A 13,768-nucleotide genomic window follows, 5' to 3' on the forward strand; every position below is an offset into this window, starting at 1 on the left:
CAGAAGGTGGGATGGCGCCATGCCGGACGCCCGCCGATCGCCCCGCACGACCCTCGCCGTCGCCGCGTGGAGCGCCGCGGGCGGCGCCGTCGTCGCCGCATCCGCGGGGCGGATGCTGCTGCGACGGCAGGCCGCCCTGGCCCGCCGCCGCATCGGCAAGCCGCTGGGGGAGGAGGCGCTGGACGCCGACCGGGTGTGGCGGCGCCGCTACGACGGCGAGCCCCTCGAGCTGCTCGTGCTCGGCGACTCCATCGCCGCGGGACTGGGAGCGGAGCGGCGCAAGGACACGCTGGGCGCGCGGCTGGCCAAAGGCTGGGCGCGTCGGGCCCATCGGCCGGTGCGCCTGCGCACCGCCGCCGTCGTCGGGGCGGAGTCGTCGATGCTCGAGGCGCAGCTGGACGGGCTTCCGGACGGATACCGGCCGGACGTCGCCGTGGTGATCGTCGGCGGCAACGACGTCACCCACCGCGTGCCGATCGCGACATCCGTCCGTCACCTCGAGGAGGCCATCCGCGAGCTGACGGCACGCGGGGCGGGGGTCGTCGTCGGGACGTGTCCGGACCTCGGCGCGCTGCGGCCGGTGCCCCAGCCGCTGCGCAGCCTCGGATCCAGGCTCTCACGCCAGCTCGCCGACGCCCAGGCCACGGCGGCCGAGCGGCTCGGAGCCCGCGCGGTGTCGCTGCGTCGTGCCGTCGGCCCCTTCTTCATCACCCAGCCGGACGAGATGTTCAGCCTGGACCGGTTCCACCCGAGCGCCCTGGGCTACCGTCGCACCGCGGAGGCGCTGCTTCCCGCGGTGATGGACGCGTTCGCGCGGCCGGACCGCTGAGCGTCGCGAGAGCCGGCAGCGTCCTCGTCAGCCCTCGCCGACGGATGCCGCCCACTCGGCGACGCGCGCGGCGCTCTCCTCCTCGGAGAGGTCCTCGACGCGGGTCATGATCGACCAGCGCACGCCGAACGGATCGCGGATGCTCGAGAACCGGTCGCCGGACACGAACGTCGAGGGCTCCTCGCGCACGGTGGCGCCGGCGGCGACCGCGCGGGCGGTCACCGCGTCGACATCCGGGACGTAGACACCCAGGGAATAGCAGTCGTCCTCGCCCTCGGGTGCCGGCACCAGGCGGTACTGCGGCGACGGCTCGCCGATCTGGAGCAGTCCCATGCCGAAGTCCAGGCTCGCGTGCACGACGATCCCGTCGAACTCGGTCACGTCGGCGATGCGCGCTCCGAACACGTCACGGTAGAACTCCAGCGCCTCCTTGGCGCGCGGGATCGCGAGGAAGGGCGTGAGGGTCGTCGCGACGTTCGGGCGTCCGTTCGTGGTGTGTGCACCGGTCACGCCGGTGATCTGCGTCGTGGTCATGCCGTCATACTCCGCCTCCGCCGACGCTGCGGGCTTGGAGATTCGCGACAGTTCCGCGATTGTCGGCGCGCCTGGCTACGGTGGCACGCGTGACCGACCCGACGCGCGGCGTCCTCTACCCCGAGCGGCTCCCGCGCTTCACGCGCGTGCCGCCCCCGGCCGAGGCATCCGAGCTGGTCGCATGGTTCTGGATCCCCGAGTGGGATCTTCCCGAGGACGTCGAGTCCCGTCAGCCGATCCTGGGCTATCCGGCCGCCAACCTCGTCGTCGATCCGGGCGGCGTGACGCTGTGGGGTGCGACGACGCGCGCGTCGGAGCGCGTGCTGCGAGGGAGCGGCTGGGCGGTGGGCGCCCTGCTGCGCCCGGCCGCGCTGTCGCGCCTGAGCAGCGCGCCGCGCGAGCTCGTCGACGCCCACACGACGCTGGAGGCCGTCGACCTCCATCGCGGCGTCGTCGACGCGATGCCCGAGCACGCCGCGGCGACGGCGGTGGTCGCGACGTGGCTGGCGGAGCGCGTCGGACCGCCGACGGCCGAGGGACGACTGGCGAACGCCATGGCTGATCTGCTGATGACGGATGCCACCATCCGCCACGTCGATGACGCCGCCGAACGCCTGCGCGTCTCGGTCCGCACCCTCCAGCGCCTGGCTCACCGGACGGTCGGGCTGTCTCCCGCGGCGATGATCCGTCGCCGGCGGCTGCAGGAAGCCGCTCAGCGGGTGCGCGAGGATCCCTCCGTGTCGCTGGCCGTCGTCGCGGCGGAGCTCGGCTACGCCGACCAGGCGCACCTCGCGAACGACTTCCGGGCGGTGCTCGGCCTCACCGCGTCGCAGTACCGCGGCGCACGGTGAGCGGCCCATCCTCGGAACGGACCCGGCGGCCGACCGGGGCAGCGCGACGCTTGACGCGCGCGCGGCATCCCGGTTGGCTGGCGGCATGGCCGACCCCACACCGCAGAGCTGGCACCGCGTCGACGCCTATCTCACCGACACCCTCGTCGGCCACGAGCCGACGCTCGAGCAGGCGGTGGCGCAGCAGAACGCGGCCGGGCTGCCGCCGATCGAGGTGGCTCCCGTCAACGGCAAGCTGCTGCATCTGCTCGCGCGCATCTCGGGCGCTCGCCGGGTGCTCGAGATCGGGACGCTGGGGGCGTACTCGACGATCTGGCTCGCGCGCGCCCTTCCCGACGACGGCCGCGTCGTCACGGTGGAAGCCGAGCCGCACATCGCCGACATCGCACGCGCCAACCTCGAGCGGGCGGGCGTGGCCGAGAAGGTGGAGATCGTGCTCGGGCGCGCCGCCGACGTGCTGCCGACGCTCGAGGGCGGCGACCCGTTCGACCTGGTCTTCATCGACGCCGACAAGGAGTCGAACACGATCTACCTCGACTGGGCCGCGCGCCTCGGACGGCCGGGCACCGTCGTGGTCGTCGACAACACCGTCCGCGGGGGCGAGGTCGCCAACCCCGCGACCGAGAATCCTCAGATCATCGGCGTGCAGCGGGGCCTGGAGATGCTCGGCCGCGACCCGCGCTTCGACGCGACCGCGATCCAGACGCTCGACGCCAAGGGCTGGGACGGCATCGCGGTCGCGATCGTGGTGTGACGGCGCCCCCATGCCGGTCACTAGGCTGGGGACCGGACCGACGACGCTCCGACGAACCACCCTCCACAAGCAAGGAGACCCCCTGTGGCACTGATCGAGGCTGTAGGCGCGCGCGAGATCCTGGATTCGCGCGGAAACCCGACCGTCGAGGTGGAGGTGCTGCTCGATGACGGCATCGTCCAGCGCGCCGCCGTTCCCTCCGGCGCGTCCACCGGCGCCTTCGAGGCGTACGAGCTCCGCGACGGCGACAAGGGCCGTTACGGCGGCAAGGGCGTGCTGAAGGCCGTCGCGGCGGTCATAGACGAGCTCGGCCCGGCCGTGGAGGGCGTGGAGGCCAGCGAGCAGCGCCTCGTCGACGAGATCCTCATCGGCACCGACGGCACCGAGAACAAGTCGCGCACCGGTGCGAACGCCATCCTCGGCGTGTCGCTCGCGGTCGCCAAGGCCGCCGCGGACTCGGCGGACCTGCCGCTGTTCCGCTACCTCGGCGGACCCAACGCGCACGTGCTGCCCGTGCCCCTGTTCAACGTCATCAACGGCGGCGAGCACGCCGACAACGGCATCGACTTCCAGGAGTTCTTCCTGGCCCCCATCGGCGCCGAGACCTACGCGGAGTCGTTGCGGTGGGGCACCGAGGTGTACCACGTCCTCAAGGGCGAGCTGAAGGCCGCCGGGTTCGCCACCGGCCTCGGCGACGAGGGCGGCTTCGCGCCGGACCTGCCGAGCAACCGCGAGGGGCTGGACTTCCTGATCCGCGCGATCGAGAAGGCCGGCTTCACCCCGGGAACGGACATCGCCGTCGGCCTCGACGTCGCCGCGACGGAGTTCTTCGACAACGGCGTCTACACCGTCGAGGGCAAGCCCTGGAGCGCCGAGCAGCTCACCGCGTACTTCGCCGACCTCGTCGCGAACTACCCCATCGTCACGATCGAGGACGCCCTCGCCGAGGACGACTGGGACGCCTGGAAGGCGCTCACGGACGCGATCGGCTCGAAGGTGCAGCTCGTCGGCGACGACCTCTTCGTCACGAACCCGACCCGCCTCCAGCGCGGCATCGACCTCGGCGTCGCCAACGCGCTGCTGGTGAAGGTGAACCAGATCGGCACGCTGTCCGAGACGCTCGACGCGATCGCGCTCGCGACGCAGAACGGCTACCGCTCGATGCTGTCGCACCGGTCGGGTGAGACCGAGGACACCACGATCGCCGACCTCGCCGTCGCGGTGAACTGCGGTCAGATCAAGACCGGCGCGCCCGCCCGCAGCGAGCGGGTCGCGAAATACAATCAGCTTCTGCGCATCGAGGAGGAGCTCGGCGACGCCGCGGTGTTCGCGGGTCGCTCGGCGTTCCCCCGTTTCAAGGGCTGATGCGCTGAGGACGTTCTGACAGGAAGGGGGAGCCGTGGCGAGATCGACGGCTCCCTCTTCTCGTTCCTCGAAGGCAGCGCGTCCCGCGCGACGGCCCCCGCGCGGGCGGGTCGACGTCCGCGAATGGCTCGGCGGCATCCGGCTGTCCGGATTCATGGTGATCATGCTCGGGCTGGTCGTCCTGGCCGCGTTCGTGCTCGTGCCGACCATCGGCACCTACGTGGATCAGCGGCAGCGCATCACCGCCCTCGAGAAGGCGGTGCAGCTCAGCCGCGAGGAGGTGGCGGAGCTGGAGTCCCAGCGCGAGCGCTGGCGGGATCCGGCGTACATCACCACCCAGGCGCGCGAGCGGCTCTACTACGTCCGGCCGGGCGAGGTGGTGTATCTCGTCGACGACGACCTGCCGCCGGAGCAGAAGCCGCAGGAGCAGGCGCCGGTGAGCGAGGACGTCGAGCAGACCCGGACCGACTGGATGACCCAGCTGGTGCGCTCGGTCACCGAGGCCGGCCTCGCACAGACCGTCGCCCCGCTGACCATCGGCGTACCCGACCCCGCACCCAGCACCACGCCCGCGCCGTGACGGCTGCCGGTCGGCGCTCGATCCAGCGCCGTCCCAGCGGGCGCCGGTAGCCTGACGGGGTGACGACCCCGCCCTTCCCCCCTGTCAGCGATGCCGACCTGGCCGTTCTGCGAGAACAGCTCGGCCGTCCCGCACGCGGGGTCGTGGGGATCGCCGCCCGATGCGTCTGCGGCAATCCGACGGTGGTGGCGACCTCGCCCCGGCTTCCGGACGGCACGCCCTTCCCGACGTTCTACTACCTGACCCATCCGGCGGCGACCGCGGCGATGTCGGTGCTCGAAGCGGACCACGTGATGCGCGAGCTGAGCGAGGAGCTGGCCGCCGACGAGGAGCTGGCGGCGGGGTACGCGCGAGCACACGAGGCGTATCTCCGCGACCGCGCGGCCTACGGCGAGGTGGGCGAGATCGAGGGCATCTCCGCGGGCGGGATGCCGACCCGGGTCAAGTGCCTCCATGCCCTCGCCGGCCACGCGCTGGCCGCCGGCCGCGGCGTCAACCCGATCGGGGACCGCGCGCTCGAGCTGTCCGCCTGGTCTCCCGATCGGTGCGTGTGCGTCCAGCCCGGGTCGGGCGGATGAGCGTGCGCGCCCTGGCCGCGGCGGCGGTGGTCGCGGCGACCTTGACGGCGGCTTCGCCGATGCCCGACGTCGCGCCGTCGCCCGCCGCGCAGACGGATCCGGTGCGCGCGGCCGAGTACTGGCTGACCGACTACGGCGTCCAGAAGGCGTGGGAGACCACGCGCGGCGCGGGCGTCAGGATCGCCGTGATCGACACCGGCATCGGACGCGGTCCCGTCGAGCTGGACGGTGCCGTCGTCGGCGGCACGGACGTGTCGGGAGCCGGCAGTCCCGACGGCCGGACGCCGGTCGGCGCCGTCGATGCCGATCACGGCAGCTGGGTGGCCTCGCTCGCCGCCGGTCGGGGGACCGGCCCCGACACCGGCATGATCGGGGTGGCCCCCGAAGCGGAGCTGCTGTCGGTCTCGGTCGGCTTCGGGTCCGCCGCGACACGGTCGTTCGCCGATCAGATGTCCGAGGCGATCCGCTGGTCCGTCGACCACGGCGCCGACATCATCAACCTCTCGCTCACGACGAACGTGCCCGATTGGCCCGAGAGCTGGGACGACGCGTTCCTGTACGCCTTCGAGAACGACGTCGTGGTGGTGGTGGCCGCGGGGAACCGCGGCAGCGGGACGACGCGCGTCGGCGCCCCGGCGACCATTCCGGGGGTGCTCACCGTCGCCGGCGTCGATCCGCAGGGGAACGCCAGCGTCGAAGCGTCGACACAGGGGATCACGCTCGGGGTCGCCGCGCCCAGCGAGAAGCTCATCGGCGTGTCCGCCGACGGGCGGCTGGTGCAGTGGAACGGCACGAGCGGCGCAGCCCCCATCGTCGCCGGCATCGCAGCGCTCGTGCGCGCGGCGCACCCGGATCTGGACGCGAACAACGTCATCAACCGCATCATCCGCACCACGCGGCCCGCACCGACCGCGTCCGCGAACCCCGAGCTGCTCTACGGGCACGGTCTCGTGGATGCCGCCGCGGCGGTGTCGGCGAACGTTCCCACCGTCAGCGCGAACCCGATGGGAAGTCTCGAGGACTGGATCCGCCTCTATCGGCGTGCGGACAGCGAACCCCGCCCGTCGGCATCCGCACAGCCGGTGGAGATCGAGCCGCTGCCGCGCGCCGACGAGGCGCCGCAGCCGCGCTCACCGCTGCTTCCGTCGCAGGAGACGCTGCTGTATGGCACGCTGCCGCTCTCCCTGGTCACCGCGACGGCTATACTGGTGGCGCTCGGCGTCACCGCAGCTGTCCGACGCATCCGATTGGCGTCCCGCGCGCCGAGCCGCTGACACAGGAGGAGTACTCCAAACCGTGACCAACACCGTGCCCAAGATCCTCATCGTCGGTGGCGGATACGCAGGCTTCTATACGGCCTGGAAGCTCGAGAAGCGACTTCGCAAGAACGAGGCCGACGTGACGATCGTCGACCCGCTGCCGTACATGACGTACCAGCCGTTCCTCCCCGAGGTCGCGGCGGGCTCCATCGAGGCTCGTCACTCCGTCGTGGCGTTGCGCCGTCACCTCAAGCGCACGAACATCGTGGCGGCCAAGGTCACGGGCATCAACCACGCGAACAAGGTCGCGACGATCACGCCGATCGTCGGCGAGCCCTACGAGTTCGAGTACGACCAGATCGTCGTGACGGCCGGCGCCGTCTCGCGCACGTTCCCGATCCCGGGCATCGCCGACAACGCGATCGGCCTCAAGACGATCGAAGAGGCCGTCGCCATCCGTGACCGCCTGATGTCGAACTTCGACAAGGCCTCGGTCCTGCCTCCCGGGCCCGAGCGCGACCGGCTCCTCACCGTGGTCGTCGTCGGCGGCGGCTTCGCGGGCATCGAGGTCTTCGCCGAGCTGCGCTCGCTCGCCTCGGCACTGGTGAAGAGCTACCCGCAGATCACCTTCGACGACACGCACTTCCACCTCGTCGAGGCCATGAGCCGCATCATGCCCGAGGTGTCGCTCAAGACCAGCGAGTGGGTCCTCAAGGATCTGGCCAAGCGGGGCGCGTACGTCCACCTCGACACGCAGGTCACCGGCGCCGTCGGCGGGAACGTCGAGCTGTCCACGGGTGAGACGATCCCCACCGATCTCATCATCTGGACCGCCGGCGTCATGGCGAACCCGACGGTGGTCCGCGGCGGCGACCTACCCGTCGAGGAGCGCGGCCGTATCCGCGCCCGCGCCGACCTGCGCGTCGGCACCGACGAGGAGTTCGTCGAGGGCGCCTGGGCGGCCGGCGATGTCGCGGCGGTGCCCGACCTCTCCGGCGGCGGCGTGGGCGGCTACTGCGTGCCCAACGCGCAGCACGCCGTCCGCCAGGGCAAGCTCCTCGCCCAGAACATCGTGGCCGTCCTGCGCGGCGAGCTTCCGCGCGAGTACGTCCACAAGAACCTCGGCGCCGTCGCCGGCCTCGGTCTCTACAACGGCGTCTTCCAGTCCGGCAAGATCGCGCTCAAGGGCATCGTCGCGTGGGTCGCGCACCGCGGATACCACGGCCTGGCCATGCCGACGTGGGAGCGCAAGTGGCGCGTCCTGTGGGGCTGGTGGAACAACCTCTGGCTCGGCCGTGACCTGGTGAACCTGTCCACGGTGCAGAACCCGCGGTACGTGTTCGAGGAGTTCGCCGCGCGTCCGCGTCCGACCCAGCCGGCCGTCACGCCGCCGGCCGAGCCGCGCGAGCAGGGCAAGAAGGCGGACAAGCCCGAGCAGGTCGAAGCGGACAAGGCCACGGCCGAGGCATCGGCGGCGAAGGCGGGCGCCGGTCGCTGACGGTAGCGTGGGAGCGACCGGACCGGTCGCGCCCCCGTAGCCCAATCGGCAGAGGCAGGCGACTTAAAATCGCTTCAGTCTGGGTTCGAGTCCCAGCGGGGGTACGGCTCCGGTGATCGCCGCGAGGCGCTCGACCGACGCGGCGCCACCCGGGTCGCGTCCGGTGCTGCCTCTAGGCTGATCGCATGCGCGCGCACCCTCGGCGGGGCGGATGAGCCTCGACCTGCTGTCGACACCGGCGGCGACGAGGCCCTGGACAGACGCGGCGTCCTACTGGGGCGGCATGACGCGCGCGGTCGGGGACCGCAGCGGTCCGGTGGCCGCCGTGAACGTCGACGCGCTCCGCTACAACGCCCTGGATCTTCTCGTGCGCGCCGGTGGCGTGCCCATCCGGGTGGCGAGCAAGTCCGTGCGCGTCCGCGAGATCCTCGATGCGGTCCTCGCGCTTCCGGGCTATCGAGGCATCCTCGCCTTCACGCTGCCCGAAGCCCTGTGGCTGGCCGAGACCCACGACGACATCGTCGTGGGCTATCCCACGGCCGATCGCGAGGCGGTGCAGGAGCTCGTTCGGGACGAGCTGTCGGCGTCGCGCATCACGCTCATGGTCGACGATCCCGCGCAGCTCGATCTCATCGACGCGGTGGCGCCGCCGGGGAGCCGGCCGGAGCTGCGGATCGCCGTCGACGCCGACGCGTCATGGCGCGCTCCCGGCCTCGGCCGCATCGGCGTGCTGCGCTCACCGGTCCACGACCCGGCGGAGGTCGCGTCCCTTGCCCGCGCGATCGCGTACCGCGTGGGCTTCCGGCTGGTCGGCCTGATGATGTACGAGGCGCAGATCGCCGGTCAGGGGGACGCCGGTCCCGGCGCGGCGGCGATCCGGTGGGTCCAGCACCGATCCGCGGCCGAGCTGTTCGAGCGGCGCGCGGCGATCGTGGCGGCGCTGCGCGACATCGCCCCCCTGGAGTTCGTCAACGGCGGCGGCACGGGCTCGCTGGAGCTGACCGCATCCGATCAATCCGTCACCGAGGTGACCGCGGGCAGCGGCCTGCTGGCGGGGCACCTCTTCGACGACTACCGGGCGTTCACTCCCGCCCCGGCCGCGGCCTTCGCGCTCGAGGTGGTGCGCAAGCCCGAGCCCGACGTCGCCACGGTGCTCGGGGGCGGCTGGATCGCGTCCGGACCCCCGGCGGCCACACGGCAGCCGGTCGCGGTGTGGCCTCGAGGACTTCACACCGTGCCCCGCGAGGGCGCGGGTGAGGTGCAGACGCCGCTGCGCGGCGGAGCCGCGCGCATGCTGCACGTCGGCGATCGGGTGTGGTTCCGGCACGCCAAGAGCGGCGAGCTCGCCGAGCGGATCGACAGCTATCACCTCGTGGACGGGAACGGCCGGGTCGGATCGGTGCGGACCTACCGCGGCGAGGGGAAGGCCTTCCTGTGACGCGGCCCGGCGGTCGGTGGGAGAACTGGGGGCGTTCGCAGTCCGCTCGACCGCAGCGCGTCGAGTTCCCCCGCACCGTGGAGGCGGTCCAGCGCGCGGTCGCCGCGGCGGTGGCTCATCGTCTTCCCATCAAGGCGGTAGGCGCCGGCCACAGCTTCAACGGCATCGCCGTCGCGCCGGGAGTGCTGCTGGATCTGCGGGACCTCACCGGCCTGGTCGCGGTCGACGTGGACCGGTCCGAGGCCACCTTCCTCGCCGGGACACGGCTGCACCGGATCCCGGCGCTTCTCGCGCCGTTCGGGCTCGCGATGGAGAACCTGGGCGACATCGACCGTCAGTCGATCGCCGGCGCCATCTCCACGGGCACGCATGGCACCGGCTCCCGCTTCGGCGGCATCGCGACGCAGATCGTCGGAGCCACGCTGGTCACCGCGTCAGGCGAGCTGCTGCGCGTCGACGAGGACGACAGCCCCGGCCTGCTGCCGGCCGTGGCCCTGGCGCTCGGGGCGCTCGGCATCCTCGTCGAGGTCACGGTGCGGTGCGTGCGGGCGTTCGCCCTGCACGCGGTCGAGCGCCCCGAGCCGCTCGACGCGGTCCTGGACGACCTCGACGGCCGCGTGGACGCCTCCGATCACTTCGAGTTCTACTGGTTCCCGCATACCGATCGGGCGATGACGAAGACCAACACGCGGCTGCCGGAGAGCGCGCCGCGGCATCCGCTGTCCTCCGCGCGCAGATGGGTGGACGACACCCTCGTCGGCAACGGGCTGCACCGACTCGCGTGCGGCGTCGCCCACGTCGTCCCCGCGGCGACTCCGCCGATCAACGAGCTCTCGGTCAGGCTGTGGGGCGACCGGGAGTACACGGACCTCTCGCCGAGGGTCTTCGCCTCGGAGCGCGGCGTGCGCTTCCGGGAGATGGAGTACGCGCTGCCGGTCGAGAACGTGCGCGCCGCCTTCGCAGAGCTGCGCGAGCTCATCCGGCAGCGTCGGTGGCGCATCTCGTTCCCGGTGGAGGTCCGATTCGCCGCGGCCGACGACCTGTGGCTCTCGACCGCACACGGACGGGCCTCCGGCTACATCGCGGTGCACCGGTACTGGCGCGACGACCCCACCGCGTACTTCGCGGCGGTGGAGGAGATCATGCTCCACCACGGCGGCCGACCGCACTGGGGGAAGATGCACACGCTCGGAGCCGAGGCGCTGCGCGAGCGGTATCCGCGATTCGACGACTTCCTCGCCCTGCGCGATCGCCTCGATCCCGAGCGGGTCTTCCGCAACCCCCATCTCGAGCGGGTCCTGGGTGGGTAACGGCTGGGAGTCCCGGCACCGACCCGGGAGCGCGAGTGGCCGCTGGATAGGATGAGGGGGATTCGAACGGAGAACTCGGCTATGGAATGGCTGATCCCAGTCATCATCGTGGTGGCGCTCGTCCTCGTCGCCGGCATCTATCTCTGGGCGACGTACAACTCCCTCGTGCAGCTGAACGTCCGCGTCGATGAGGCGTGGAGCGATATCACCGTGCAGCTCAAGCGCCGGGCCGATCTCCTTCCGAACCTCATCGAATCGGTCAAGGGATACGCGGCACATGAGAAGGCCGTCTTCGAGAACGTGACCCGGGCGAGGGCTGAGACGCTCACCGCCGGAGGACCAGCGGAAGCCGGCCTCGCCGAGGGACACATGCAGCGGGCGCTCAGATCGCTGTTCGCCGTCGCCGAGGCGTACCCGCAGCTGCAGGCCAGTCAGAACTTCCTTCAGCTGCAGCAGTCGATCGTCGATGCTGAGGACAAGATCCAGGCGTCCCGCCGGTTCTACAACGGCGGCGTGCGGGAGCTGAACACGAAGATCAAGGTGTTCCCGAACAACCTGTTCGCTCGCAACCTCGGATTCTCCGAGCGCGAGTTCTTCGAGGTCGTGGACGGCGCGGCCGTGTCGGAGCCGCCTCGCGTGCAGTTCTGACCAGGCGCGCGCAGCGGCGGGAGCGTTCCGGACCGGTGCGACGCTGCCGCCGGTGTCGCCGGCGCGCGCTAGCGTCGGGGCATGCCCCTCCGGCTCTCCCGTGAACAGGCGCGCCGCATCGCCGTGCGCGCGCAGCTGCTGACGGCGCAGCGGCCGTCGGGGATCGTCGAGACCGTCGACGGGCTCACCGTGGTGAACATCGAGCCGACGGCGGCCATCGCTCCCAGCGCGGATCTCATCCTGTGGAGCAGGCTCGGCTGGCCGTACCAGCCCGCCGATCTGCAGCGTCTGGTCGAGCAGGACCGTGCCATCTTCGAGTGGGGCGGGTTCTACCGCACCATGGCGGACCTTCCGCTGCTCCTGCCCGAGATGCGGCAGCGGCCGCACTCGGCGCAGGCCCGCGAGTGGCTGGCGGCCAACGACCGCTTCCGGCGCGACGTCCTCACCCGCCTCCGGGCAGAGGGGCCTCTGCGGCCGACGGACATCCCCGACACCGCGCAGGTGTCCTGGAGCTCGTCGGGGTGGACGAACAACCGCAACACGCTGCAGCTGCTGGAGATGCTGGTGCTGCGCGGCGAGGTGGCCGTGTCGGCCCGGGATGCCGCCGGGCGCCTGTTCGACGTGGCGGAGAGGGTGTACCCGGCCGACGTCGAAGAGCTCGCGCCGGATGACGCGGCGCGCGAGAGGGCTGAGCGTCGCCTTGCGGCGCTCGGGATCGCGCGGGTCAGGACAGTGGCGCAGCCGATCGAGCCGATCGACGTCGGCGAGATCGGCGAGGAGGCGGTCGTCGAAGGCGTCGACGGCATCTGGCGCGTGGATCCGGCTGCCCTGGGCGATGACGACGTCCGTCCGCGCACGGCGCTGCTGTCGCCCTTCGACCGGCTGGTGTTCGATCGCCGGCGTCTCGAGGAGCTCTTCGGATACGAGTATCTGCTCGAGATGTACAAGCCTGCTGCCAAGCGGCGGTGGGGGTACTTCGCGCTGCCGATCCTGCACGGCGACCGGTTCATCGGCAAGCTGGATGCCAAGGCGGACCGCAAGGCGGGCGTCCTCCACGTCTTCGCCGTCCACGAGGACGAGCCCTTCACCGAGGACCAGGAGGCAGCGGTCACCCGGGAGATCGACGAGCTCGGGCGCTGGCTGGGACTGGAGGTGCGGCAGGGCGGCCGCTGAGGGTCGCCCGCGTCACCGGACGGTGAGCACCATGATTCCGTCGTCGAAGCCGAAGGCGCCGCGCAGGGCCCACTGGTCGGTCCGGTAGGTGAAGAAGCCGTCGCGGCCGTCGTGGCCCGTCCCATGCGCGGTAGCGACGATGACGCCCTCTGTCGCGGCGAAGGACCCGTTCTCGGGAAGGAGGGTGACGCTGGGCAGCCGTTCGACGCGGAAGGCGATCCGCTCGAGCCGCGCGAGGTCGGCAGCCCACGGGATCACGAGCCCGCAGTTCTCCGGCACGGTCTCGGCCGCCTCGGCGCACGCGGACGCATAGGCGTTCAGCTGCTCCTGCGCGGACGCGGCGGCGTCGGGGGAGAGGGTGACCTCGAGGGCGAGCTGCTCGGCGCGATCATTGCTGACGGCGAGGGTTGATGTTCCGCTGAGGAGCTCGCGCGGTCCGGCGGTGACCGGATAGACGGCGGGCAGGAGCGGCGTCGCGGTCCCGGCGCCCACGAGGGCGCCCCCGATGCGCACGTCGCCCACGGCGACGTCCGATCCGGCGAGCACCACCTCGACCGTGGCGGATGCCAGGTAGTCGCCGGCGAGAGACCACCGGTCGCCGGACCGTCGGAGGTCGAAGAGGAGGTCACGGCGCGTGCCGTCGACCTCGGCGGTCGCATGCACCGAGACGAGGTCGGCCTTCCGCTCGCGCATCTCCTCGATGCGCGCGTCGACGAGGTATGAGGTCGCGCCCGCGAACGACTCCTCGATGATCCGATCCGTCTCTTCATCGAGGGGAGCGCGCATCGCCTGGATGGCGGCGAGGTCGCCGGTCTCCAGCGCCCGCAGATACGTGCCGGCGGCATCCTGCGCCGTCGGCGGGCGGAAGCCGAACCACCACGCTGCGACGGCGACCGCCACGAGAGCGACGGCGCCGACCACGATGCCGATCACCACCGGTCGCCGCCTCAC

At 71.8% G+C, this 13,768-nt stretch carries 14 protein-coding genes and 1 tRNA gene; 13 read left to right on the forward strand and 2 right to left on the reverse strand.

Annotation, left to right across the window (positions count from 1 at the left end):
• Positions 1-19: 19 nt before the first annotated feature.
• Positions 20-829 carry an SGNH/GDSL hydrolase family protein gene (locus AC5RVZ_RS04755; protein WP_494064608.1) on the forward strand — a complete coding sequence of 270 codons (810 nt, stop codon included), beginning with the start codon at positions 20-22 and terminating at the stop codon, positions 827-829.
• Between the two features lie 27 nt (positions 830-856).
• Here AC5RVZ_RS04755 and AC5RVZ_RS04760 read toward each other — a convergent pair whose 3' ends face one another.
• On the reverse strand, positions 857-1,363 hold the full coding sequence (locus AC5RVZ_RS04760; RefSeq protein ID WP_494064609.1) for a VOC family protein: 507 nt from the start codon (positions 1,361-1,363) through the stop codon (positions 857-859).
• A gap of 89 nt (positions 1,364-1,452) precedes the next feature.
• On the opposite strand from AC5RVZ_RS04760, the gene AC5RVZ_RS04765 reads away from it, so the two are divergent.
• The 12 genes from AC5RVZ_RS04765 to AC5RVZ_RS04820 all read left to right on the forward strand — a co-directional run bounded on the left by AC5RVZ_RS04765 (position 1,453) and on the right by AC5RVZ_RS04820 (position 12,817).
• Positions 1,453-2,214: a helix-turn-helix domain-containing protein gene (locus AC5RVZ_RS04765; protein WP_494064610.1), complete on the forward strand. Its 762-nt coding sequence runs from the start codon at positions 1,453-1,455 to the stop codon at positions 2,212-2,214.
• Between the two features lie 85 nt (positions 2,215-2,299).
• Positions 2,300-2,968 (forward strand): O-methyltransferase, encoded by a 669-nt coding sequence (locus AC5RVZ_RS04770; protein WP_494064611.1) that lies wholly within the window; start codon positions 2,300-2,302, stop codon positions 2,966-2,968.
• 84 nt (positions 2,969-3,052) lie between these two features.
• The gene (gene eno, locus AC5RVZ_RS04775) at positions 3,053-4,333 is read left to right on the forward strand and encodes a phosphopyruvate hydratase (protein ID WP_494064612.1); all 1,281 of its coding nucleotides are present in this window, start codon (positions 3,053-3,055) and stop codon (positions 4,331-4,333) included.
• A 34-nt stretch (positions 4,334-4,367) separates the two neighbouring features.
• Complete coding sequence (locus tag AC5RVZ_RS04780; RefSeq protein ID WP_494064613.1) at positions 4,368-4,913, forward strand: FtsB family cell division protein; 546 nt, start codon at positions 4,368-4,370, stop codon at positions 4,911-4,913.
• A 59-nt stretch (positions 4,914-4,972) separates the two neighbouring features.
• Positions 4,973-5,491 carry a DUF501 domain-containing protein gene (locus AC5RVZ_RS04785; protein WP_494064614.1) on the forward strand — a complete coding sequence of 173 codons (519 nt, stop codon included), beginning with the start codon at positions 4,973-4,975 and terminating at the stop codon, positions 5,489-5,491.
• Positions 5,488-6,765, forward strand: a complete 1,278-nt coding sequence (locus AC5RVZ_RS04790; protein ID WP_494064615.1) for a S8 family serine peptidase — start codon at positions 5,488-5,490, stop codon at positions 6,763-6,765. The genes AC5RVZ_RS04785 and AC5RVZ_RS04790 overlap by 4 nt, the downstream gene beginning before the upstream one ends.
• 34 nt (positions 6,766-6,799) lie before the next feature.
• Positions 6,800-8,248: an NAD(P)/FAD-dependent oxidoreductase gene (locus AC5RVZ_RS04795; protein ID WP_494064741.1), complete on the forward strand. Its 1,449-nt coding sequence runs from the start codon at positions 6,800-6,802 to the stop codon at positions 8,246-8,248.
• 30 nt (positions 8,249-8,278) lie between these two features.
• Positions 8,279-8,352 (forward strand) — tRNA-Leu (locus tag AC5RVZ_RS04800).
• 107 nt (positions 8,353-8,459) lie between these two features.
• Positions 8,460-9,686 carry an alanine racemase gene (locus tag AC5RVZ_RS04805; protein WP_494064616.1) on the forward strand — a complete coding sequence of 409 codons (1,227 nt, stop codon included), beginning with the start codon at positions 8,460-8,462 and terminating at the stop codon, positions 9,684-9,686.
• Positions 9,683-10,996 (forward strand): D-arabinono-1,4-lactone oxidase, encoded by a 1,314-nt coding sequence (locus AC5RVZ_RS04810; protein ID WP_494064617.1) that lies wholly within the window; start codon positions 9,683-9,685, stop codon positions 10,994-10,996. Before AC5RVZ_RS04805 ends, AC5RVZ_RS04810 begins: the two co-directional genes overlap by 4 nt.
• A gap of 81 nt (positions 10,997-11,077) precedes the next feature.
• Positions 11,078-11,644, forward strand: a complete 567-nt coding sequence (locus AC5RVZ_RS04815; protein WP_494064618.1) for a LemA family protein — start codon at positions 11,078-11,080, stop codon at positions 11,642-11,644.
• A gap of 81 nt (positions 11,645-11,725) precedes the next feature.
• Positions 11,726-12,817: a DNA glycosylase AlkZ-like family protein gene (locus AC5RVZ_RS04820; RefSeq protein WP_494064619.1), complete on the forward strand. Its 1,092-nt coding sequence runs from the start codon at positions 11,726-11,728 to the stop codon at positions 12,815-12,817.
• Positions 12,818-12,829: 12 nt separating this feature from the next.
• Here the strand turns inward: AC5RVZ_RS04820 and AC5RVZ_RS04825 are convergent, their stop codons facing one another.
• Positions 12,830-13,768 (reverse strand): hypothetical protein, encoded by a 939-nt coding sequence (locus AC5RVZ_RS04825; protein ID WP_494064620.1) that lies wholly within the window; start codon positions 13,766-13,768, stop codon positions 12,830-12,832.

The sequence above is a fragment of the Arthrobacter sp. Cza30 genome, assembly GCF_059090765.1.